Origin of the sequence: Micromonospora sp. NPDC003816, assembly GCF_042874705.1 — a bacterium.
GTDB lineage: Bacteria > Actinomycetota > Actinomycetes > Mycobacteriales > Micromonosporaceae > Micromonospora.
This window is the reverse complement of the sequence record NZ_JBIANP010000010.1, coordinates 75,055-95,671: the sequence shown is the minus strand read 5'-3', so window position 1 is coordinate 95,671 and position 20,617 is coordinate 75,055. Positions and strand designations below refer to the sequence as shown.

20 protein-coding genes are annotated in these 20,617 nt (G+C 72.9%); 12 read left to right on the top strand and 8 right to left on the bottom strand.

The genetic code is table 11. From position 1 onward, the window contains the following. Positions 1-11: 11 nt before the first annotated feature. Positions 12-992 carry a 4a-hydroxytetrahydrobiopterin dehydratase gene (locus ACFYTT_RS25450; protein ID WP_387262852.1) on the bottom strand — a complete coding sequence of 327 codons (981 nt, stop codon included), beginning with the start codon at positions 990-992 and terminating at the stop codon, positions 12-14. Positions 993-1,220: 228 nt separating this feature from the next. Here ACFYTT_RS25450 and ACFYTT_RS25445 point away from each other — a divergent pair, with 228 nt between their 5' ends. Beyond that, positions 1,221-1,523 carry a hypothetical protein gene (locus ACFYTT_RS25445; protein WP_131057323.1) on the top strand — a complete coding sequence of 101 codons (303 nt, stop codon included), beginning with the start codon at positions 1,221-1,223 and terminating at the stop codon, positions 1,521-1,523. 70 nt (positions 1,524-1,593) lie between these two features. On the opposite strand, the gene ACFYTT_RS25440 is transcribed toward ACFYTT_RS25445, so the two are convergent. Next, the gene (locus ACFYTT_RS25440) at positions 1,594-1,941 is read right to left on the bottom strand and encodes an STAS domain-containing protein (protein WP_131057321.1); all 348 of its coding nucleotides are present in this window, start codon (positions 1,939-1,941) and stop codon (positions 1,594-1,596) included. Between the two features lie 87 nt (positions 1,942-2,028). Then, positions 2,029-2,382: an STAS domain-containing protein gene (locus tag ACFYTT_RS25435; protein WP_131057319.1), complete on the bottom strand. Its 354-nt coding sequence runs from the start codon at positions 2,380-2,382 to the stop codon at positions 2,029-2,031. A gap of 494 nt (positions 2,383-2,876) precedes the next feature. Between ACFYTT_RS25435 and ACFYTT_RS25430 the strand changes: the two genes are divergently transcribed. The 4 genes from ACFYTT_RS25430 (at position 2,877) to ACFYTT_RS25415 (ending at position 6,407) form a co-directional block, all read left to right on the top strand. Further along, positions 2,877-4,406, top strand: a complete 1,530-nt coding sequence (locus ACFYTT_RS25430) for a PP2C family protein-serine/threonine phosphatase (protein ID WP_387262848.1) — start codon at positions 2,877-2,879, stop codon at positions 4,404-4,406. After that, positions 4,403-5,464 (top strand): B12-binding domain-containing protein, encoded by a 1,062-nt coding sequence (locus ACFYTT_RS25425; protein ID WP_387262845.1) that lies wholly within the window; start codon positions 4,403-4,405, stop codon positions 5,462-5,464. Before ACFYTT_RS25430 ends, ACFYTT_RS25425 begins: the two co-directional genes overlap by 4 nt. 77 nt (positions 5,465-5,541) lie before the next feature. Next, complete coding sequence (locus ACFYTT_RS25420; RefSeq protein ID WP_131057746.1) at positions 5,542-5,901, top strand: STAS domain-containing protein; 360 nt, start codon at positions 5,542-5,544, stop codon at positions 5,899-5,901. A 59-nt stretch (positions 5,902-5,960) separates the two neighbouring features. After that, positions 5,961-6,407, top strand: coding sequence for a response regulator (locus ACFYTT_RS25415; RefSeq protein ID WP_131057747.1), 447 nt, complete (start codon positions 5,961-5,963; stop codon positions 6,405-6,407). Positions 6,408-6,495: 88 nt separating this feature from the next. On the opposite strand, the gene ACFYTT_RS25410 is transcribed toward ACFYTT_RS25415, so the two are convergent. The 3 genes from ACFYTT_RS25410 to ACFYTT_RS25400 form a co-directional block, all read right to left on the bottom strand. Next, positions 6,496-7,365, bottom strand: a complete 870-nt coding sequence (locus ACFYTT_RS25410) for a hypothetical protein (protein ID WP_176094359.1) — start codon at positions 7,363-7,365, stop codon at positions 6,496-6,498. A 544-nt stretch (positions 7,366-7,909) separates the two neighbouring features. Further along, positions 7,910-8,329, bottom strand: coding sequence for an OsmC family protein (locus ACFYTT_RS25405; RefSeq protein WP_131055450.1), 420 nt, complete (start codon positions 8,327-8,329; stop codon positions 7,910-7,912). A 53-nt stretch (positions 8,330-8,382) separates the two neighbouring features. Further along, positions 8,383-9,327, bottom strand: coding sequence for a serine/threonine-protein kinase (locus ACFYTT_RS25400; RefSeq protein ID WP_131055458.1), 945 nt, complete (start codon positions 9,325-9,327; stop codon positions 8,383-8,385). Between the two features lie 168 nt (positions 9,328-9,495). Here ACFYTT_RS25400 and ACFYTT_RS25395 point away from each other — a divergent pair, with 168 nt between their 5' ends. From ACFYTT_RS25395 to ACFYTT_RS25365, 7 genes are all read left to right on the top strand, one after another. Beyond that, complete coding sequence (locus ACFYTT_RS25395) at positions 9,496-9,720, top strand: hypothetical protein (RefSeq protein ID WP_131055452.1); 225 nt, start codon at positions 9,496-9,498, stop codon at positions 9,718-9,720. Positions 9,721-9,805: 85 nt separating this feature from the next. Then, positions 9,806-10,552, top strand: coding sequence for a response regulator transcription factor (locus ACFYTT_RS25390; protein ID WP_131055454.1), 747 nt, complete (start codon positions 9,806-9,808; stop codon positions 10,550-10,552). A 17-nt stretch (positions 10,553-10,569) separates the two neighbouring features. Then, positions 10,570-11,994, top strand: coding sequence for an ATP-binding protein (locus tag ACFYTT_RS25385; protein WP_387262953.1), 1,425 nt, complete (start codon positions 10,570-10,572; stop codon positions 11,992-11,994). Positions 11,995-12,188: 194 nt separating this feature from the next. Further along, on the top strand, positions 12,189-12,338 hold the full coding sequence (locus ACFYTT_RS25380) for a hypothetical protein (protein WP_162854381.1): 150 nt from the start codon (positions 12,189-12,191) through the stop codon (positions 12,336-12,338). A 10-nt stretch (positions 12,339-12,348) separates the two neighbouring features. Then, complete coding sequence (locus ACFYTT_RS25375; protein ID WP_357217152.1) at positions 12,349-13,851, top strand: class I SAM-dependent methyltransferase; 1,503 nt, start codon at positions 12,349-12,351, stop codon at positions 13,849-13,851. Between the two features lie 79 nt (positions 13,852-13,930). Then, positions 13,931-15,979 (top strand): sulfatase-like hydrolase/transferase, encoded by a 2,049-nt coding sequence (locus ACFYTT_RS25370; RefSeq protein WP_176095877.1) that lies wholly within the window; start codon positions 13,931-13,933, stop codon positions 15,977-15,979. 270 nt (positions 15,980-16,249) lie between these two features. After that, on the top strand, positions 16,250-17,533 hold the full coding sequence (locus ACFYTT_RS25365; protein WP_131054922.1) for a citrate synthase: 1,284 nt from the start codon (positions 16,250-16,252) through the stop codon (positions 17,531-17,533). 142 nt (positions 17,534-17,675) lie between these two features. Here the strand turns inward: ACFYTT_RS25365 and ACFYTT_RS25360 are convergent, their stop codons facing one another. Then, positions 17,676-18,356: a fasciclin domain-containing protein gene (locus ACFYTT_RS25360; protein ID WP_357217162.1), complete on the bottom strand. Its 681-nt coding sequence runs from the start codon at positions 18,354-18,356 to the stop codon at positions 17,676-17,678. Positions 18,357-18,450: 94 nt separating this feature from the next. Beyond that, positions 18,451-20,571, bottom strand: a complete 2,121-nt coding sequence (locus ACFYTT_RS25355) for a M14 family zinc carboxypeptidase (RefSeq protein ID WP_236145897.1) — start codon at positions 20,569-20,571, stop codon at positions 18,451-18,453. Positions 20,572-20,617 lie beyond the last annotated feature (46 nt).

The window sequence follows — 20,617 nt, the reverse complement described above, 5'->3', positions numbered from 1 at the left end:
GGCGGCGGGGATCAGCCGTCGGCCATTCCGGCGCCCGCCTCGTCGATCGCGTCGTCGACGGCGTGGGCCAGGTCGACGTCGAGCGCGGTCACCGCTCCGGCGTTGCGGCTGCTGACGGTCAGCACCGCCGTGGTGGGGCCGGCGCGGCCGATGCGCGGCCGTCGTCCGGTCTCGTCCCGGAGCAGGTCGAGCCGGTCGAGCACCCGGTCGAGGTTCTCCGCAGGCAGCTCCAGCGTCCGGGACAGCGCGTCGCTGTTACCGGACCAGTAGGGCAGCCCGCTCAGCGCGTCGCGTAGCTCCGTGTCGGTGAGCGGCGGGGTGCCGCCGTTCGTGCCGACCACACCGCCGCCGGCTGCCGGCGGCTCCAGCAGGTCGCGCAACCCGTCCGGTACGTGCAGCGACTCGACCAGGTCGCGGTCCTGCTCGGCGAGCGCCGCCAGGGTGGCCTCGGCCTGGTAGCGGGCCTGCTCCGGGGTGCGTCCGCTGATCCGGCCCACCTCGGACAGGAACCCGGACAGGTCCCGGTGGCGTCGGATGCCGTCGACGGGCACGACGTCGTGCAGCGAGTCCGGTACCGCCCGCAGCAGGCGCTGGCGTTCGCCGGCCTCCAGGGCCGTGGCCAGCACGAGCACCGTCGACTCGACCCCGACCTTGGCGGTACGGAAGTCGACGCCGGACCGCCGGACGACGTCCTCGACGAGTTCGCGGTAGCCCATGCTGGTGACTCCCGGGGCGTTCGTGCCCGGATCGGGTCGGGGCCGAGGGTTCGCGGCGACCCCGGCCGGCGGGGGCGCGGGCCCACCGCGCGTCGTGTCCGGTTTGTGGCTCTTTCCGGCCGGCGGTGGACCGGCGCGCTTGCTCTGCTCCAGGTGCGTGAGCTGCTTGGAGGCGCTCAGGCTCGCGCCGGTGTCGGCGGCCTGCATGCCGCGCTCACGGGCCTGCCGGGCCAGAGCGCGGCGGCGCTGGTTGTCGCCCTCCATCTGCTTGCGCACGGTGACACCTCGCTTCCGTCGGTTCTCGTCGGGCCTCCCGCGACGCCTTCCCGTTGCCACCGAGCACGAAACGATCGCCCGGCGCCCGAGACGGCCACTCCGGATCGGGTCGGCGCGCTTCATCCGGCCGGGGTGAGGGACGCTCACCCGCGCCGGCCGGACGATCGGGGTGGCCGGGCAACCCGGTGTGAGGCACGAACTTCCGAGGCACGCGGAAGGGAAGGTCCGATGAAGCAGATTGTCGAGATCGTCCCCGCCCGACCGGGCTGGTACGCGCGATGGCGGCTGACCGCCGAGGACACCCGGTGCTACCCGGTGACGCTGTGGGCGCTGCTGGAGGAGCCGGACGGCACCGGCCGTGAGGTGATCGGGGTCGACTGCGCCGGCCAGTGGCCCGGGGCGGAGGACGACGGCACGGACGGGGAGTTCGTCCGGTATCTGTTCCAGCCGCCGGAGGCCGGACCTCCCGAGGACGCGGAGACCGCCGTCGCACCGCACCGCGCCGTCAGCCGTACGGTCCCGACGCCCTGATCCCTGTTCCGGCCCCCGGCCCCTGGTCCCAGGGTCGGGGGCCACCCCTGTCGGGCGGCGTCCGGCGCGGTCAGCCGACCGCGGTGATGCCGTCGCCGTCCACGGCCGGCGGCAGTTGCAGCAGCTCGGCCAGGCCGGTGCGGTCCAGCAGCTGACGTAGCGGCGGGTTGACGTTGACCAGCCGGATCGGCTCGGAGCCGCTGCGGTGGGCCATCACGAAGGCGCTCAGCCCGGAGGAGTCGCAGAGGCCGACCCCGGCGAGGTCGATGACGAGCTGCCGGTAGCCGGAGCGGTGCAGCTCCGTGACGGCGGCGATCAGGTCGGGTGCGCTGTCGAAGTCCAGATCACCGGTGAGCCGTAGCTCGGCGCGCTCGGCGTCGAGACGGCTGACCGTGATGGCCAACAGCGGTGAGGACATGCCTCCATGCTCCCAGTCCCTGCGTCTGACGCAAGTCGCGGGGTCGGCGTTTCTCCCGGAGACCGGCATTTTCGCAGTGATGGCCTTTTACGCGGTGACGGTCGGCTGGCCCTCGGACCCGGTCGCCGGTCCACCGCCGCCGACCGGACGGGCGAGCAGCCCGGTGACGCCGGTCATGTCGAGGATCGTCTCCAGGAATCGCGGCACCGCGCGCAGCTCGACCGTGCTGCCGTGCTGCTGCCCCTCACGCCAGGCGTGCACGATCACGCTGAGCCCGGTGCTGTCGATGAACTGGAGGTCGGCGAAGTCCAGCACGAGCGTGACGGGCCCGGTGCCCAGCAGCCGGTCGATCTCCACCCGGAGCGGGGCCGCCGTGGTGTAGGCCAGGTCTCCACCGACCCGGATGACGGGTGCTCGGGGATCGGCCCGGTCGACGGACATGCTCAGGGGCGTCGACTCGGGTCTCCGACCGTGTGACAGCAACGATCAGCCTTCCGCGGGGGTGGGCGGGCAGGGGCGTCCCGGATCGTAACAATCCCTGAGCTGCACCGCCTCCCGGGCGCGACCGGCACGCTCGCGTCCGCCGACGCGTTCCGCGCGGGCCGCTCGGCCGTGATCGCTGCCGGGTGGCGGTAGCGCGGGAGCAGCGTAGGGTGGGTGGGGAAACGCCGTGCACCCCGCGCAACGCGGGTGCGGAAATCGACAGGAGTAGGGCCGAGCTGGTGACGGGTACCGACGTCAGGGATCTCGAGCCCGGCGACGGACGGTCTACCCCGCCGCGTGTCGCCCGGGTCTCGGCATGGCGCCCGGATGCGTCCCCGACCGCTGGCCTCTCCGCCCTGGAGCGCTCCCACGCCGCAGCCGACTGGCCCGAGGTGGTCGAGCACCTCCGTGAGGGACTCGTGGTGTGCGGTCCCGACGACACCGTGTGGCACGTGAGCCCCGTCGCCGAGCGACTCCTGCCGGAGATCGCCGTCGGGGGCACGCTCGGCACGATCGACGGACTGCGTGCCGATCCGACCGAGTTCGTCCACCACGGCCGGCGACTCCGGGCCCGCCGGGTGCCGCTGTCGGCCGGTCGAAGCTGCTGGTACGTGGAGGACGTCAGCGAGAGTGTCGTCCGCGCCGACGCGCTGGCGGCCGAGCGGTCCAGGTCCGCCTTCCTGGCCGTGGTCGGCGAGAAGCTGGGCAACCCGCTGCACCCGGACCGGGCCGCCGCGGCGGTGGTCCGGCTCGCCGTACCCACCCTGGCGGAGGTGGCGGTGCTGGTGCTGGCGCCGCGTTCCGGCCGGGCCCGTTGGTGGCGGGCCAGCCGCGCCGACGACGACGCGCCGGTGGTGGAGCGGGGCGTGCTCTCCGTCACCGAGCTGCCGCAGGCGGTCGCCGACAGCCTCCGGGGAGTCCAGCCGCACACCGTCGACTGGCTCGTCGAACAGGCCGTCGAGGCGGGCTGGTTGCCCGGGTCGGCCGCTGCCGAAGTCTGCGCCCGCCTGGTGCAGCTTCCCGGCCGGGACGCGCCCGCCGGAGTGCTGCTGGTGGCCCGCGCGGCCACCGACTGGTACGCCGAGGAGGACGTCGACCTGATCGGGGCGTTCGCCGCCCGCGCCGGTGCGGCCCTGACCACCGCGCTGCTCTATCGCGAACAGGCGGAGGTCGCCGACACCCTGCAGTCCAGCCTGCTGCCGGTGGAGCCGGTGGAGGCACCGGGCGTGCAGTGGGGCACGGCGTACCGCCCCGCCCAGGCGGGGCTGCGCATCGGCGGCGACTTCTACGGCTCCCACCGGCTGCCCGACGGCGGCTCGGTGTTCTTCCTCGGCGACGTCTCCGGCAAGGGTGTGGAGGCGGCCGTCTTCACCGGCCAGCTACGGCAGTGCCTGCACGCGCTGCACCGGGTCGAGCAGCAGCCGGCCCGCCTGTTGCAGCTGCTCAACGACGCGCTGCTGGAGACCACCCTGGCGCACGGACAGGGCCGGTTCGCCACGCTGGTGCTGGGCGTGGTCCGGCCGCACCGCGACGGCGGCCTGTCGCTGACGCTGGCCGGTGGCGGGCACCTGCCGCCGCTGGTGCTGCGGGCCTCCGGCGAGGTGGAGCAGTTGCCGCTGCGCGGAATGCTCATCGGCGTGGTGCCGGACCCGCGGGTCGGTCAGGTCACCGTCCGGCTCGCCCCCGGTGAGACGTGTCTGCTCTACAGCGACGGGGTGACCGAGGCACGCGGCGGACGGCGCGGCGACGAGCAGCTCGGCACCGACCGGCTGGTGCAGGCGGTGACCGACTGCCAGCGGATGCCCGCGCCCGCCCTGGCCGAGCGGATCGAGCAGGTCACCTGCGACTGGCTGGCCCACCGCGACCACGACGACATCGCGGTGCTCGCGCTGCGCGCCACCGGCGCCGGCCCGCGCTCGCACCGGCACCTGCACGCGGTGCCCACCCCACCTGGGGACGGGGCAGGGACGACCGGGTCGTGACCACCGCGACCAGAGGTGTCCTCTCCGCCGCCGCGTACGAGGACTACCTGCACTGTCTCGCCGAGGCCGACGAGCCGGCCGCCATCGAGGTGGCCCGGGGCCTGCTCGACGGTGGGGTGCCGGCCGAACGGCTGCTGCTCGAACTGGTCGCCCCGGCCCAGGCTGAGGTGGGGGAGCGGTGGGCCCGCAACGAGTGGAGCGTGGCCCAGGAACATGCCGCCACCCACATCAGCGAGCGGGTAGTGGGGGCGATCGCGGCGTATCGCGAGGTGCGGCCGACCCGAGGTCGGATCGTGGTGGCCTGCATGGACGGCGAGTGGCACGCGCTGCCGGCGCGACTGGTCGCCGAGATGCTGCGGCTGCGTGGCTGGCAGGTGACCTTCCTCGGGGCCAGCGTGCCCGCCGCGCACCTCGTGTCGTACCTGCACCGCCACGACGCGGACGCGGTCGCGCTGGCGTGCGCGCTGCCGATGCGGCTGCCGCACGCCCACCGCATGGTGGAGGCATGCCAGCGCGCGGACGTGCCGGTGGTGGTCGGCGGGCGGGGCTTCGGCACGGACGGCCGCTGGGCGCGGCGCCTGGGCGTGCTGTGGGCGCCCGACGGACCCACCGCGGCACGCCTGCTCGGCGACGAGCGGGCGCTGCGGGCGGGGCCGCCACCGGCCAGCCTGGCGCACCTCGCCGACGACGAGTACGCCGCCCTGGTCGCCCGGCGCGGTGAGCTGATCGACAGCGCGCTGGCCGATCTGGCGCACCGACATCCGGCGGCCCGGGACTACACCCCGGCCCAGACCGACTCGACGGTCAGCGACCTCGGCCACGTCCTGGACTTCCTGGCCGCCGCGCTCTACGTCGACGACGACACGCTGTTCACCGAGTTCGTCGAGTGGATGGCGGCCGTGCTGGGCAGTCGCGGGGTGCCGGAGTCCGCCGTGGACACCGTCCTGAGCCACTACGCCCGCGTCCTGCAGGACTTCCCCCGCGCCGCCGGATACCTGCGGTCGGGCCGCGCGGTGGTGGCGGCGCGCTGCGCCCGTCCGGCACCCGCCGAGGCGTAGGATCCGGCCGGCTGTCAGGCTGGCTCTATACTTGCGCCACTGCAAGCATCCGTCTCTGGACGGCGGGAGGGATCACCGTGACGTTCACCGTCACGTACGCCGAGCGTCTCGGTGGCGGGCCGACCCGCCTCCGGCTCGCCGGCGAACTCGACATGAGCAGCGCCGGGCAACTCACCGCCGTCATCGAACGGCTGGCCGACGCCGGTGAGCGCCGGCTGCTGGTCGACCTGACAGACCTCACGTTCTGCGACTCGACGGGCATCTCGGTCTTCGTCCGGGGAGACAACCGGGCGGCGGCCGAGGGCGGCTGGTTGCGCGTCACCGGCGCCACCGGCCGGGTGCAGCGGGTGCTGACGGTGACGGGTCTCGCCGAGGTGCTGGGGTACGGTGCTGACGCCGTCGACCCGGCGGCCACCGACCGCCCGGGGATGGGCTAGATTTCCCGCCAGCGCGGGGCCGAGAGGTCCCGCCCTCGCCGACCTGAGGGCAGGTAACGATGGGCGCACGCACCCTTGACCCGGTACACATCCTCGTCGTCGACGACGATCCGGGTGACGTGCTCATGATCGAGGAGGCACTGGCCACCTCGACCGTCGACAAGGTCATCGACGTGGTCAGCGACGGCCAGGAGGCGATGGAGTTCCTGCGTCGCGAGGGGCGGCACACCGGGGCGCACCGGCCGGACGTCATCCTGCTCGACCTGAACATGCCCCGGATGGACGGGCGTCAGGTGCTGGGCGAGGTCAAGAACGACGAGGACCTGCGGACCATCCCGATCGTCGTGCTGACCACCTCGAACGCCGACACCGACATCATCAGCAGCTACACGCTGCAGGCCAACGCGTACGTCACCAAGCCGATCGACCTGGACGACTTCAACGACGTCGTGCACCGCATCGACGAGTTCTTCGGCCGGGTCGTCGTGCTGCCCAAGCGCGTCTGACACGTCACGTCGCGGTCGGGTCCGTCTCCGCCGGTCCGGCCGACGTCCCCGCCGGACACGAGGGACGGGCCGGACCGGCGACGGCGCGTCAGGTCAGCGCCGCCACGATCGTCTCGGCCCGCTGCTCGTGCTGCGCGTACGCGTACGGGTAGGCGGAGATCTGCACCGCCTGGGCGGCCAGCGTCATGCTCATCTGCTGCCAGCCCGGCACCTTCACCAGCGCCTCGTAGAAGGCACGTGAGGCGTAGGCGGGCCGCATCAGGTCGCGTACGGTGCCCCAGCCGCTGCTGGGCCGCTGCTGGAACAGTCCGACCGAGTCGTGGTCCCAGCCGATCGCCTGGTGCGGGTAGTTCTGCGACTCGGGCAGCACGCCGCTGGCGTAGTTGAGCAGCGTGCTCTCCTGCATGGCGGTGGCGACGGCGACGACGAGGCCCTGCCGCGGGATCTTGAGGTCCACGCCGACGTCCACGATCACCTTGGCGTTGTCCATCTGCGCCTGGGTCAGTCCGGCGACCGGCCTGGGTCGCGCCGGCGGGGCGGGCGTCGTCCTCTTCGGCTTCGGGGAGGTCGTCTTCTTCGGCGTCGGCGAGGCGCTCGGCGACGCGCTGGGGCTCGGGCTGGGCGGCGTGGGAGAGGGGCTGCGGTCGAAGGAACGGGAGGCGGGGTCGTCCTCGGCGGCCAGGGCGCGCTCGGCCACCGCATCGGCGACCCGGGCCCGGGGTGGCTCGTCGTCGTTCCGGGTCGCCGTCGCCACCGCCGCCGCGCCGAGGCAGCAGGTCACGCCGGTGGCGAGGGCCACCCGGACCGGGGTGGAGGCCAGCCGGGCACGGACACCACGACGTGGGTTCACCACGCGGCGGTGTCGTCCGGTCGTCCTTTCGGAGGATGCTCCGTCGGCCGTACGGCTCGCCGGTCGCTCGGGGTTCAGCTTCTGGTCGATGGGGTCGTCGGGATGCACCCGCCGAGGCTAGAAAGCCTTCGGCCCGTTGCCATCAGCCCGCTTGGTGGCGTGCGTCACAATTCGTCGCAGTTCACCGGTCGATACCGCCCGGTTGACCGGATAGCGGATGCACCTCGCCTATCCGTCGTGCCCGTAATGCCAGATTTTACGGTGTGAATAGGACGAAAAAGGGATCTCGCCGCCGTCGATGGAGACCCGACCGCGCCTCCCCCGAACGGTGGAGGGCTGCCTGGGCCCATCGCGTCCGCAGCGGTCAGGTGGTCGGCCCCCCTCGTCCCCAGCCGCCCCGCCCGCCCCACCGCCCCCGCCCGCCCCACTGTCCTAGGCGCCGAGTACCCAGGCGCCCCCAGCGTCCGGGGTGCCCGTCGATCATGGACTTGTGGCGACGACATAAAGCCCGACAAGCGGACGAACCGGGTGCCATGACGCCATGATCGGCGGCCGAGTGTGCGTCAACGCGTGATCGGCGGGCCGGGTGCCATGACGCCATGATCGGCGCAGAGGGCGGGGGCCGCGACGCGGGCCGCTGGACCTGGCGGGGTCAGTGCCGGCCGTTCTCCGCCGGGGTGACCGTGAGGCGGTGCCGGCTGCCGTCGGCGCTGGAGAACGGCCAGAGCAGGTCGGCCTGCTCCACCAGCTCGGTGAGCTGCTGGCGGGTCAGGCCCACCGACGAGATCGAGGCGTGCACGTCGGCCCGGTACCGGCCGTCGTCGTCGCGTCCGAGGCTGGCCTCCGCCCGTACCTGTACGGTGTGCGCCTCGTCGGTGATCCCCCCGGCCGCCTCGACCGCCGCGTGGTGCAGGCAGGAGGCGAAGGCGGCGGCGAGCAGCTGCGACGGGGTGAGCCCGCTGCAGTGTGCCGCCAACGGAGAGGCGAGGCCGGTGGAGAGCGCCTCGTCGTCGGTGTGGATGTGGCCGCCCTCGGCGGTGGCCGTGGCAACCTCGTTCAGCCAGGAACTCATCACGTTCCTCCCGTCGCTCCCCGCCCGGCTACCCGACCCCGATCGGGTGAAACTCACCGGGGATGCCGGCTCCACTGCACACGCGGTGCGGCCTCGGTGGCCTCGGACGCCGCCCGCTCGGTCCACGGACTCACCGGTGGGCGCTGACGGGGCAGCAGGGGCTGGTGCATCGGCACGTACACCCGGGCGTCTACCGCCTCGGCCAGCAGCAGGGCGGTGACCAGGCTGGTCGGCCGCCGGGCGGGATCGTCGGCGAGGCAGCGCCGGCACAGGTCGGCCACCTCGGCGGGCAGGCCCGGGACCTCGGGCAGGGGGCGCGGTGGCTGCCGTCCGTGCGGCCCGAGCAACTGGGTGACGCTGTCCGCCGAGTACGGCAACCGCCCGGCCAGGCAGCAGTAGAGCAGCACGCCGAGGGCGTACATGTCGGCCGCCGTGGTGACCGGCGCCTGACGCAGTTGCTCGGGGGCGAGGTACGCGGGCGTACCCACCACCACGCCGTCGGGGGCGTAGTCGGCGGTGCCGTTCGGGGTGGCGATGCCGAAGTCGAGCACCTTCACCCCGGACGGGGTGAGCATCACGTTCGCCGGTTTGACGTCACGGTGCACGATGCCGTGGGCGTGTGCGGCGGCCAGCGCGGCGCTGACCTCGGCGCAGACCCGGACGGCGATCTGCCAGTCCAGCGGCCCGGCGCGCAGGTGCGCGGCGAGCGTCAACCCCTCGGCCAGCTCCATCACGATGTACGGCTGCTCGCGTCCGGGCAGGCCGGCGCAGGTGCCGAAGTCGTGCACGCTGGCGACGTTGGGATGCACCAGGCGGGCCGCCGACCGGGCCTCGGCGCGGATCCGCTCGACCGAGGCGTCCCCGTCCGGCTGACCCGGCGACACCAGTTTCACCGCGACCGGCCGGTCGAGCACCGAGTCGTGGGCCCGCCAGACCTCGGACATCCCGCCGACGCCGATGCGCTGTTCGAGCCGGTATCGCCCGTCCAGCGTCCGCATGGACCGCTCCTCGTCCTCGTGCTGCTGTGCCGCGCCTCACCTGACGTGGCGGCGTCCGGCACGGTACCCCGTCGTTGATCAGGGCAAACCGGCCTCCGGCGGCGGCCGGTGCGTTAGCGTGCGAGCCGGGACGGCGACGAACCGGACGAACGGAAGGCGGAGCACACGATGAGTGAGGTGACCGTACGTTTCGTCGGTGGCCCGGCCGACGATCTGGTCCGGGCGTTGCCGGCCGGCCCGGACGGGGCACCGCCCCGGCTGTGGGTGCTGCGCCGGCCGGAATCGGCGCCGGATCCCGCCGCCGACCATCTCTACGCGCGGCAGCGGCCCGACGGCACGGGCGACTGGACGATGCGTTTCGTCCGGACCGACCCGGTCGGCGTGACCGAGTGACGGACCCCGCGCGCGGGGAGTCCACACAGCCGGCACACAGGAACCGCACAAGCGGAGCCCAGTCGGTGCGCTCACGATGGGGACCATGATGAGCGAGGGAGCGGTCGGGCCGGGCCGCGTCGAGCTGCGCCGGCCCGACGGCGAACCGGTCCGGGTGCTGGTCGTCGACGACGAACCCACCCTGGCCGACCTGCTGTCGATGGCCCTGCGCTACGAGGGCTGGCAGGTCCGCACCGCCGGGGACGGAACGGCGGCGGTCCATGCCGCCCGGCAGTTCCGGCCCGACGCGGTGGTGCTCGACGTGATGCTTCCCGACCTGGACGGCTTCCAGGTGCTGCGCCGGCTGCGCGAGGAGGCCGCCACCCTGCCGGTGCTGTTCCTGACCGCCCGGGACGCGGTCGAGGAACGCATCGCCGGGCTGACCGTGGGCGGCGACGACTACGTGACCAAGCCGTTCAGCCTGGAGGAGGTGATCGCCCGGCTGCGGGCGCTGCTGCGCCGCTCCGGCTTCGCGGTCGCCGCCCGCCCCGACGCGGTGCTCACCGTCGGCGGCCTCACCCTGGACGAGGAGAGCCACGAGGTACGCCGGGACGGGCAACTGGTCACGCTCACCGCGACCGAGTTCGAGCTGCTGCGCTACCTGATGCGCAACCCGCGTCGGGTGCTCAGCAAGGCACAGATCCTCGACCGGGTGTGGAACTACGACTTCGGCGGCCAGGCCAACGTGGTCGAGCTGTACATCTCCTACCTGCGGAAGAAGATCGACGCCGGTCGCCCGCCGATGATCCACACGTTGCGCGGGGCCGGGTACCTGCTCAAGCCGGCGGAGTGAGCGTGCTGCGGCGCTGGCTGGCCGGCTGGTCGCTGCGTACCCGCCTGGTGGTCACGCTCCTCGCCCTGCTCGCCGTGGTCAGCCTGGCCATCGGCGGCCTGACCACGGTGGCGCTGCGGCAGTTCCTGATCTCCCGGGTGGACCAGCAGTTGCAGTCGATGCCCGGCGGCCGGCCCGGCGTGCCGTGGGAGCCCGTGCCGGGCGGTGGGCCGTGGAACGGCGACGTGCGGGTCCCACGCGGCTTCCCGTCCGGCACGATCAGCGCGCGGGTCGTCGACGGTCGGGTCACCGAGGCGTGGACCCTCCTCGACCGCCAGGAGCAGGAGGTGCCGGTCACCGAGCTGTCGGCGCTGTCCGGGGCGCCCACCGACGGCCGTCCGCGCAGCGTCGACCTGGGCGAGCGGGGCGGCTACCGGATGGTGGCCCGCCCGTCGGCCACCGGCGTCCGGGTGCTCGCGGTGCCGCTGTCCGGCGTCCGGGAGACCGTCTGGTGGATGGTGGCCGCGCAGACCGGCGTCACCGCGGCCGGGCTGCTGGTCGCCGGCACCGCCGGGGCGTTGATCGTGCGGGCCACACTGCGTCCGCTGCGTCGGGTCGCCGCCACCGCCGCCCACGTCAGCGAGCTGCCGCTGGACCGGGGCGAGGTGGCCCTCTCCGAACGGGTGCCGGTCGCCGACACCGATCCGCGCACCGAGGTCGGGCAGGTCGGGTCCGCGCTCAACCGGATGCTCGGGCACGTCGCCGCCGCGCTCGCCGCCCGACAGGCCAGCGAGACCCGGGTACGCCAGTTCGTCGCCGACGCCAGCCACGAGCTGCGCACCCCGTTGGCCGCGATCCGGGGGTACGCGGAGGTGGCCCGTCGGGGTCGCGACCAGGTCCCGCCCGACGTGGCCCACGCGCTGCGCCGCGTCGAGTCGGAGAGCACCCGGATGACCCGACTCGTGGACGACCTGCTGCTGCTGGCCCGGCTCGACTCCGGCCGACCGCTGGCCCTCGAACCGGTCGACCTCACCGCGCTGGTCGTGGACGCGGTCAGCGACGCGCACGTGGCCGGCCCGGAGCACCACTGGCAGCTCGACCTGCCCGACGCCGTCGTCCGGGTGCCCGGTGACCCGGCCCGGCTGCACCAGGTGCTGGCGAACCTGCTGGCCAACGCGCGGGTGCACACGCCACCCGGCAGCACCGTCACCACCGGCCTGCGGCTGGCCGACGGCGTCGTCGAACTCCGCGTCGCCGACGACGGGCCGGGCGTGCCGCCGGAGCTGCGGCCGGAGGTGTTCGAACGGTTCGCCCGGGGCGACAGCTCCCGCTCCCGCGCCTACGGCAGCACCGGACTCGGCCTGTCCATCGTCGCCGCCGTGGTGGAGGCCCACCACGGCAGCGTCACCCTGGACACCCGCCCCGGCCGCACCGTCTTCACCGTCCACCTCCCCCGGATGTAAGGAGGGGACCCCTGCTAACGCCTCGTGCATAGCAGGGGTCCCCTCCTTACATCCGACTCGAACGCGGGGAAGTGGGCGTTGTGCCCGACAGGCAGCGGCAATCCGCGTACGGTGGCAGGAGTCCGGCAAAACGTGCGAAACGTGAAACGTATGCCGTAGACGACGACGTAGACGGCGAGGGGAAGGAGCGGTCGGTGGACCACCTGGCCTACCTGGACGCGGGATCCGGCAGCCTGATCGTGCAGGCGGTGGTCGGCGGTGTCGCCGGCGTCGCGGTGGCGGCCAAACTGTACTGGCGCAGACTCGTCGACCGGTTCCGCCGCCAGCCCACCGACCAGAACTGACCCGCCGGGCATGACGATCCCCGACCTCGGCCGGGCCGACCGGCAGACCTCGTCCGGCGTCGAGCTGCGGGCCGAACCCGGGTCCTTCCGCGACCCGGCCAACCGGGTCTTCCACGCCGGTGACGACGTGCTGCGGGCGCTGGACGAGACCGCCACGCAGCACTGGCGGGCGCTCGCTGGCAGCACGTTCTTCCCGCCCCTGCTCGCCGCCGGCAAGGTCTGCGGCACCGAGGAACTCCCGGCCGGCGCGCAGGTGCCGCCCTCCGCCGCACCGGCCGGCTCCGGAGACCCGACCGGCACGGGAGACCCCGCATGGGCGGCGGTGCTGCGGCACGAGCGCATCCCGTTCGTCTCCCACCCGTACGAGTGGTCCTTCGCCATGCTGCGCGACGCGGCCCTGCTGCACCTGGAGATCCTCCGGGCGGCCCTGCCGGCGGGCTTCACCACGAAGGACGGTTCGGCGTACAACCTCCAGTGGCGCGGCGTCGAACCGGTCTTCATCGACGTCGGCTCGTTCACCCCGCTGCGCGACGGCGAACCGTGGGCCGGCTACCGGCAGTTCTGCCAGACGTTGCTCTATCCGCTGATGCTCGGCGCCCACCTGGGGATGGATTTCCGGCCCTGGCTGCGGGCCCGGATCGACGGCATCGAACCGGAGCAGATGGTCCCGCTGTTCCGGGGCGTACGGCGGCTGCTGCCGGGCGTACCGACCCACGTCCACCTGCATGGCAGCGTGCAGCGGCGCAGCGCCGCCACCAGCACCTCGGACGTCCGCGCCCAGTTGCGCGCCGCCGGCTACACCCGGGAACTGGCCCTGGCCACCGTCCGGGGCATCGAGAAGCTGGTCCGCCGTCTCGACCACCGGCCCACCGCCACGCACTGGGTGGACTACCAGCGCACCTGCGGCTACTCCGGCGACGACCGCGCCGGCAAGGAACGGTTCGTCACCGCCGCGCTGACCTGCGCCGCCCGGCCGCGCATGGTGCTCGACCTGGGCGCCAACGACGGCCGGTACGCCCGCCTCGCCGCCCGGCACGCCGACTACGTGGTCGCCGTCGAGCAGGATCCGGCGGTGCTCGACCGGCTCTACCGCACGCTGCGCGACGAGCGGGAACCGCGGATCCTGCCGCTGGTCATGGATCTCGCCGACCCGTCGCCCGGCGGCGGTTGGCGTGGCGTGGAGCGGGCCTCGTTCGCCGACCGCGCGCAGGCGGACACCGTGCTCGCCCTGGCCCTGGTGCACCACCTGGCCATCGGGCGCAACGTGCCGCTGCCCGAGGTGGTCGCCTGCCTGGCCGGGTACGCCGTCCGGGGCGGCCGGCTGGTGGTGGAGTTCGTGCACCCCGACGACCCGATGGCCGCCCGGCTGCTGGCGAACAAGCCCGACGGTCTCTTCCCCGACTACCGGCGCGACGCCTTCGAGGCACTGCTCGGCGCGCACGGCACCGTCGAGGACCGGCTGGAGCTGCCCTCGGGCACCCGCACCCTCTACCGGGTGGCCCTGGGTGCGTGACCGACCCGCCGACGGGTCCGGCTCCACCGCGACCGGCGCTGACAGTGCCGGCGCCGAAGCGGGGACCGGGGCTGCCGGGATCGACGGCGCCGGGGCCGACGCTGCCGGGGGCGCGAGGGCGGGTCGCCGGTGGGGCGGTCGGTCGTGGGGCGGGTGGCGGGCCGAGGGCGGTCGGGTGCGGGAAGTGACGGCACTGGTCGGGCTGGCGGTCACCCAGCCGCTGCTGGACGTCCTCGGCCGCAGTCCGGACTTCTTCCTGTTCCACCGGGCCGACCGGGGCGAGATCCTGCTGCTGGTCGCCCTCGTCGCGATCGTGCCCACCGTCGCGCTCGGGCTCCTCGGCCTGCTGTCCGGGCTGGCCGGTCGGCTCACCCGGGCGGCCACGCACACGCTCCTGGTCGGCCTGCTGGTCGGCGCGTTGGCGGTGCAGGCCGGCCGGCACGTCACGCCGCTGCGGGGCGTACCGCTGCTGCTGGTGGCGGCGGTGGCCGGGGCCGTGGCGGCGCTCGCGCACCGGCGGTGGCGGGCTCCGGGCCGGGTGCTGCGGGTGGCCGCCGTGGGTCCGCTGATCTTCGTCGGTCTGTTCCTGTTCGCCTCGCCGACCGGGCCGGTGGTGCTGCCCCGGGGCGACGGCGGCGCGGCCGGTACGGCGATCGGTGACCTGCACCCGCCGGTGGTCATGCTGGTGCTGGACGAGTTGCCCCTGGTCTCGCTGCTCGACGCGGACGGCGGCATCGACGCGGCCCGGTACCCGCACTTCGCCGAACTGGCCGCCGGCTCCACCTGGTACCGCAACTCGACCGGGGTCAGCGGCTGGACGCCGTACGCGCTGCCGGCCATGTTGACCGGCCGCTACCCGGCCCAGCCGTACGCGCCGCACTACTCGCACTACCCGGACAACCTCTTCACCGCCTTCGGTGGGCTGTACGACATCCGGGCCGAGGAAAGCATCACCCGGCTCTGCCCGCCCAGCCGCTGCGAGCAGCCGGTCACCCCGGAACAGGGGATCGGGGTGCTGGTCCGGGAGACCGGGAGGCTGGCGCGGCAGATCACCGCGCCGCACGAGAGCCGGATCGACCCGGAGGACTCGTACCGGGAGCGCACCGCCGAGGAGGCGGGCATTGACGCCGCCGAGCCGGTGCCGAGCGACCCGAAGTTCCGCTGGGACAGCCTCAACGTCAACCAGCCGGCCCGCTTCACCAGCTTCCTGAACGGCCTGACCCCGTCGAACCGGCCCACGCTGCACTTCCTGCACCTGCTGATGCCGCACAGCCCGTGGGCGTACCTGCCCTCGGGTGCCCGGTACGAGGCGCCCGAGGACTTTCCGTACGAGGGACGGGGCTGGGTGGACCTGGCCCGGCAGCGGCACCTGGCACAGCTCGGCTACACCGACCGACTGATCGGCGAGACCATCCGCACGCTGCGCGCCAGCGGACTGTGGGACCGGGCGCTGGTGGTGGTCACCGCCGACCACGGCGTCAGCTTCACCGAGGGGGTGCAGGGCCGGGGCGAGGACGCCATCCGGGCCGCCCCCGAACAGGTGGCCTGGGTGCCCACCTTCGTCCGGACGCCGGGGCAGCGCACCGGGCGGGTGGACGACCGCAACTGGGAACACGTCGACCTGCTGCCGACCATCGCCGACGAGGCGGCCATCCGGCTGCCGTGGCGGGTCGAGGGCCGCTCGGCCCGGCAGGCGCCGCGTACCGATCCGGGCAAGGTCTTCTACGACCGGCCGTCGCAGCCCATGCCGATCCGGGGCGGTGTACCCGCCGCGATGCCGTCGCCGCCACCGCACCCGCTGGTCGGCACCACCGTGGGTGACGCGCCGCCCGGCGGCACCGCCGTCGTCGGCGGGCAGGACGCCTTCCGCGCCGTCGACCCGGACGACGGGCGGCTGCCGGGGATGATCTGGGGCACGGTGCCCGACCGGGTCGCCGACGGTACCTCGCTGGCGGTGGCGGTCAACGGTGTCGTCGGGGCCGTGGTGCCGGTGGTCTCCCCGGATCCGGGTGGTCGCCGCTTCGCCGCGCTGCTCGCCGACGACCGGCTGTTCCACCCCGGCGCCAACCGGCTCGACCTGTACCTCGTCGACGCCGCCGGTGACCTGCGCCGGCTCGCCGTCACCTGACGCCGGCACGTCCGCGCGCGGCCCGCCGTCACCCCACGAGGGGCACGTGACTGAGCGCTCGGACAGTTACGTACCCGTCGCGTACCGACACTCTTCGTGGTTTCTTTGTGCCTGTATGCCCCTGCTCGTCGGGGTTTCCCAGCGCCCTGGTCGGGAATCGGGTGACGCATACCTCACCGCCGAACCACGGCAGGCGGTGTCGCCGCAACCGCAATTACGGTAGAAGCGAAGGCAATTCAACGTAGATCTGCCGGCGAAGCGAGGAACCACATGACGGAAGTCAAGCTCGATCACCCCGGCGGGCAGCTGTCGATGCCGGTGCATTCCGCGGTCGAGGGCCCCGGCGGGGTCGGCGTGGGCAAGCTGCTGAAGGAAACCGGGATGACGACCTACGATCCCGGTTTCGTCAATACCGCCGCCTGTTCGTCCGCGATCACCTATATCGACGGCGATGCAGGCATCCTGCGCTACCGTGGCTACCCCATCGAGCAGTTGGCCGAGAAGAGCTCCTTCCTGGAGGTCTCCTACCTCCTGATCTACGGTGAGCTGCCCTCTACCGAGCAGCTCACCGAGTTCACCGAACGGATCCGGCGGCACTCGCTGCTGCACGAGGAGATGCGTCGGTTCTTCGACGGGTTCCCCCGGGACGCGCACCCGATGGCCGTGCTCTCCTCGGCCGTCAGCGCCATCTCCACCTTCTACCAGGACAGTCTGGACCCGTTCGACGCCGAGCACGTGGAGATGTCCACGGTCCGGCTGATGGCGAAGGTGCCCACCATCGCCTCGTACGCCTACAAGAAGTCGATCGGGCAGCCGCTGCTGTACCCGGACAACTCGCTGGGCTACGTCGAGAACTTCCTGCGGATGACGTTCGGCGTGCCGGCGGAGCCGTACGAGGTCGACCCGGTGATGGCCCGCGTGCTGGACATGCTGTTCATCCTGCACGCCGACCACGAGCAGAACTGCTCCACGTCGACCGTGCGGCTGGTCGGCTCCAGCAACGCCAACCTCTTCGCCTCGGTCTCGGCCGGCGTGAACGCGCTGTTCGGCCCGCTGCACGGCGGTGCCAACCAGGCGGTGCTGGAGATGCTGGAGCGGATCCAGGCCGAGGGCGGTGACGTGCAGTCCTTCGTCCGCAAGGTCAAGGACAAGCAGGACGGCGTCAAGCTGATGGGCTTCGGCCACCGGGTCTACAAGAACTACGACCCGCGTGCCGCGATCGTCAAGAACGCGGCGCAGGACGTGCTCGGCCGGATGGCCAAGCCGGACCCGCTGCTGGACATCGCCATGCAGTTGGAGGAGATCGCGCTCGCCGACGACTTCTTCGTCGACCGCCGGCTCTACCCGAACGTGGACTTCTACACCGGGCTCATCTACAAGGCGATGGGCTTCCCGACCAAGATGTTCACGGTGCTGTTCGCCCTGGGTCGGCTGCCGGGCTGGATCGCGCAGTGGCGCGAGATGATCAACGACCCGGAGACCAAGATCGGCCGTCCTCGGCAGGTCTACACCGGTTCCGCCGAGCGGGACTACCTCCCCTTCGAGAAGCGCTGACCCCGCAAGGAAGGGCCCCTTACTCACGCCTCGTGTAGAGGAAGGGTCCCTTCCTCACAGCGACACGACGGCCGCCGTCCCCGGTTCACGGGGGTCGGCGGCCGTCGTGCGTCCGCGAGGAGGGGGTTGGCCCCACGGACGGTCAGTGCGCCGGGTGGCCGTCGTCGTCCTCGCCGGCCGTGGTCGGCAGCGAGCCGAGGACCCGGTTGATGACATGGATCCGGGTGCCGGCGGCCTGGTAGTCGGCACAGACGGTCTGTGCCTCGTCGCCGAACCGGGCGGCCTCGCCCTGTCCGGTGACGGTGAGTTCGGTGTCGGCGAGGGTGCGTACGCTGCCGGCGGTGACCAGTTCGGAGACCGACATCGGCCCGGTCACCACGTGCTCGCGCAGCAGTGTGCGCAGGTCGTCGACATCGTGCAGCAGCAACTCGTCGAGGTTGGTGCGGGAGAACTTCGCCGAGAAGGCGTCGTCGGTGGGGGCCAGCACGGTCACGCCGGCCAGTTCGCCGCCCAGACCGGTGGCCCGGACCGCCGCCTCGAAGGTGGTCAGCACGGGAATCCACTGGAGGGCCTGGTCGGCGGGCTGGCCGACCAGCGAGCCCGGGTTACCCGGTTCGGTGCCCGCCGGCAGTTGCTCGCAGAGCGGGCCGGTCACCGCGACGGCGACCGGCGTACCGGTGTCCGCCGCGTCGGTGGCGCGATCCTCGCCGCCGGTGCAGCCCGCGACCGCGAGCAGCGTGGCCAGGGCCGCACCGGCGACCGGGACCGCGCGCCGTCGGGCCCGTCGCGGGTCCGTCGTCGAGGGCCTGAGGGTGTCGGTCACGGTGGTCTCCCCTTGTGTCGGGCGGGTGGTGGGTACCGGCAGGCCGGGCGCGGATCCGGCCTGCCGGTACGTCGGTCGGTCGAGGTTCAGCAGGTCACAGGCGTGCGCACTGGCTGGACTTCGGACCGCTCACCGAGTTGACGACCTCCAGGTTGACCGGCGCGGCGGTGTTGCCGGAGCAGGACAGCGGGCCGTTCACGGTGTTGCCGGCGACCAGCGGAGCGTCACCGGTGTTGTTGACCACGTTGACCGGGCCGTTGGTGCGGTTGCCGACCAGGACCACCGGGCCCCGGACGCCGGTGGCGTTCACCGGACCGTGCACGGTGCTGGCGGTCAGCACGAAACCGGCCGCACCACTGGCGTCCACCGGCCCGTTGATCGAGCTGCCGTTGACGATCAGCGCGGCGCCCGGCTGGACCTTGATCGGACCACGGATGGTGGCGTCGGCGAGGCACGTCACCCCGGAGACGGTCAGCGGGCCGTTGCGGGTACCGGTCACCGTGGCGGCGATCCGCTCGCCCACGACCAGGCCCTCCACGGCCTGCTCGTCGAGGAGCAGCGGCACCAGACCCCGCTCCGGCTGGGACAGCGGCACGACGTACCCGTCGGCGACCTTGATCACCTTCCAGCCGTGTGCGGCGAGCCGCTGGGCCACGGTGGTCTGTCGACCGGCGGGACCGTCGGTGCGGGCACCGTTGTACTGCGCCTCGGTGAGCTTGTACGCGCACGGCGCCTGCTCCAGGATCCGCGCCGGCGTGGGGGCGTCGACCGGCGGCGGGGTGTCACCCGGGTGCGGGGCGGGGTGCGCCTCGATCGGACGGGAGCCGCGGAAGACGATCCGGCCGGTGTTCGCCGACTGGAACCTGATCGCCTCGGCCCGGGCGCTGCTGAGGTTGGTGGCGCTGGCCTGGTGGTAGGCGAGGAACTGGGTGAACGTCCACAGCGCCGAGTAGGTCTTGCGGCGCCGGTTGTTGGCCGTGTTGGTCTCGTCCGGCCGGGTCGGGCCGCCGGAGCTGCGCAGCTCCAGCAGGGAGTTGACCACGTTCTTCAGACCCAGGGTGTTCCGCAGGATGGTCTCCTCACCCAGGCCGACGTTGGCCCCGGTGCACCCGTACGGGCAGGCCCACCAGCCGTCCTTGGCGCCCTGGGTGTACATGTGACCCTCGATCATGTTCTGCGACTCGTCGAAGATCCCCTGCGCCACGTTGGCGTGCCTTGGCGGCAGCATCGGCAGGTCACCGGTGTTGGCGTTGCCGTACTCGTGGCCGTCGTAGCTGGCGATCGGGCGGTAGTCGCGGATCATCTCCACGAAGGTCTGCGTCTCCGGCTGGCGGATCAGCGAGTAGTCCCGGTTCAGGTCCTGGCCGGTGGAGTTGCCCCGGCTGTTGGCGGCCCGACCGTCGCCGTTGATCGTCGGCAGGATCAGCATGGTGGTCTTCGACAGCCGGTCGAGGGTGGCCGGGTCGTCGGTGAAGGCCAGCTGGCGGGCCATGATGAAGCACGCCTCACGGTCGCCCGGCTCGTTGCCGTGCACGTTGCAGTTGAGCAGCAGCGGGTTCGTCGCGGCCACGGCCTCCGGGGTCGCCGGCGGGGTGGGGTAGCCGATGACGAACATGTTGATCGGCCGGTTGTTGATGGTGCGGCCGAGCTCCACGACGCGGACCCGCTCGCTCAGCTCGTCGACGGCCGCCGTGTAGGCGTACTCGTTGACGTCGCTGGTGTACTGCGCGCCGAGGGTGTTCTCCCACTGCGTACGCAGGTTCTGGCCGGGGACGTTCGGGTCGCCCCAGTGCGCCGTGGTGGTGCCGCTGACGGCCGCCGAGTACGGCTGCGCCTCGGTGCCGAGGCGGGCGCGTACCCGCCACTGGAACCGGTTGCCCGGCACGAAGCCGGCGTCGGCGAAGGTGGGCTCGGAGTTGTTGATCTGACGGTTCGGTCGCCAGACACCGACGATCACACCGTTCCCGGAGGGGGTCCCGTCCTCCGCGAGGGCGGTGCGCTCGATCTGGTAGTCGGTGGCGCCGTCGACGTGGGTCCAGGCCAGCGTGGCGTACCCGTCGCCCTGGACGACCGTCAGGCCCTGGACCTGGTTCGGTTCCGCCTGCGCCAGCGCGGTGGGCAGCTGGCCGAGGGCCGGGGCGGGCTGGGCGGTCGCCGCGAGCACGGCGACGAGAAGTGTGGAGAAGACACCGGCCGTTGTCCGTCTGTATCTCAAGGGGGGTTCTCCAAACAGGAGGGAGGGCTGGATACCGACAGCACAC

What these genes read in the sequence shown, in the direction of transcription:
- ACFYTT_RS25365 (WP_131054922.1), top strand. Translation starts at nt 16,250, where the DNA reads ATGACGGAAGTCAAGCTCGATCACCCCGGCGGGCAGCTGTCGATGCCG.
- ACFYTT_RS25405 (WP_131055450.1), bottom strand. Translation starts at nt 8,329, where the DNA reads ATGAGTTCCTGGCTGAACGAGGTTGCCACGGCCACCGCCGAGGGCGGC.
- ACFYTT_RS25435 (WP_131057319.1), bottom strand. Translation starts at nt 2,382, where the DNA reads ATGTCCGTCGACCGGGCCGATCCCCGAGCACCCGTCATCCGGGTCGGT.
- ACFYTT_RS25445 (WP_131057323.1), top strand. Translation starts at nt 1,221, where the DNA reads ATGAAGCAGATTGTCGAGATCGTCCCCGCCCGACCGGGCTGGTACGCG.
- ACFYTT_RS25415 (WP_131057747.1), top strand. Translation starts at nt 5,961, where the DNA reads ATGGGCGCACGCACCCTTGACCCGGTACACATCCTCGTCGTCGACGAC.
- ACFYTT_RS25440 (WP_131057321.1), bottom strand. Translation starts at nt 1,941, where the DNA reads ATGTCCTCACCGCTGTTGGCCATCACGGTCAGCCGTCTCGACGCCGAG.
- ACFYTT_RS25395 (WP_131055452.1), top strand. Translation starts at nt 9,496, where the DNA reads ATGAGTGAGGTGACCGTACGTTTCGTCGGTGGCCCGGCCGACGATCTG.
- ACFYTT_RS25400 (WP_131055458.1), bottom strand. Translation starts at nt 9,327, where the DNA reads ATGCGGACGCTGGACGGGCGATACCGGCTCGAACAGCGCATCGGCGTC.
- ACFYTT_RS25390 (WP_131055454.1), top strand. Translation starts at nt 9,806, where the DNA reads ATGATGAGCGAGGGAGCGGTCGGGCCGGGCCGCGTCGAGCTGCGCCGG.
- ACFYTT_RS25375 (WP_357217152.1), top strand. Translation starts at nt 12,349, where the DNA reads ATGACGATCCCCGACCTCGGCCGGGCCGACCGGCAGACCTCGTCCGGC.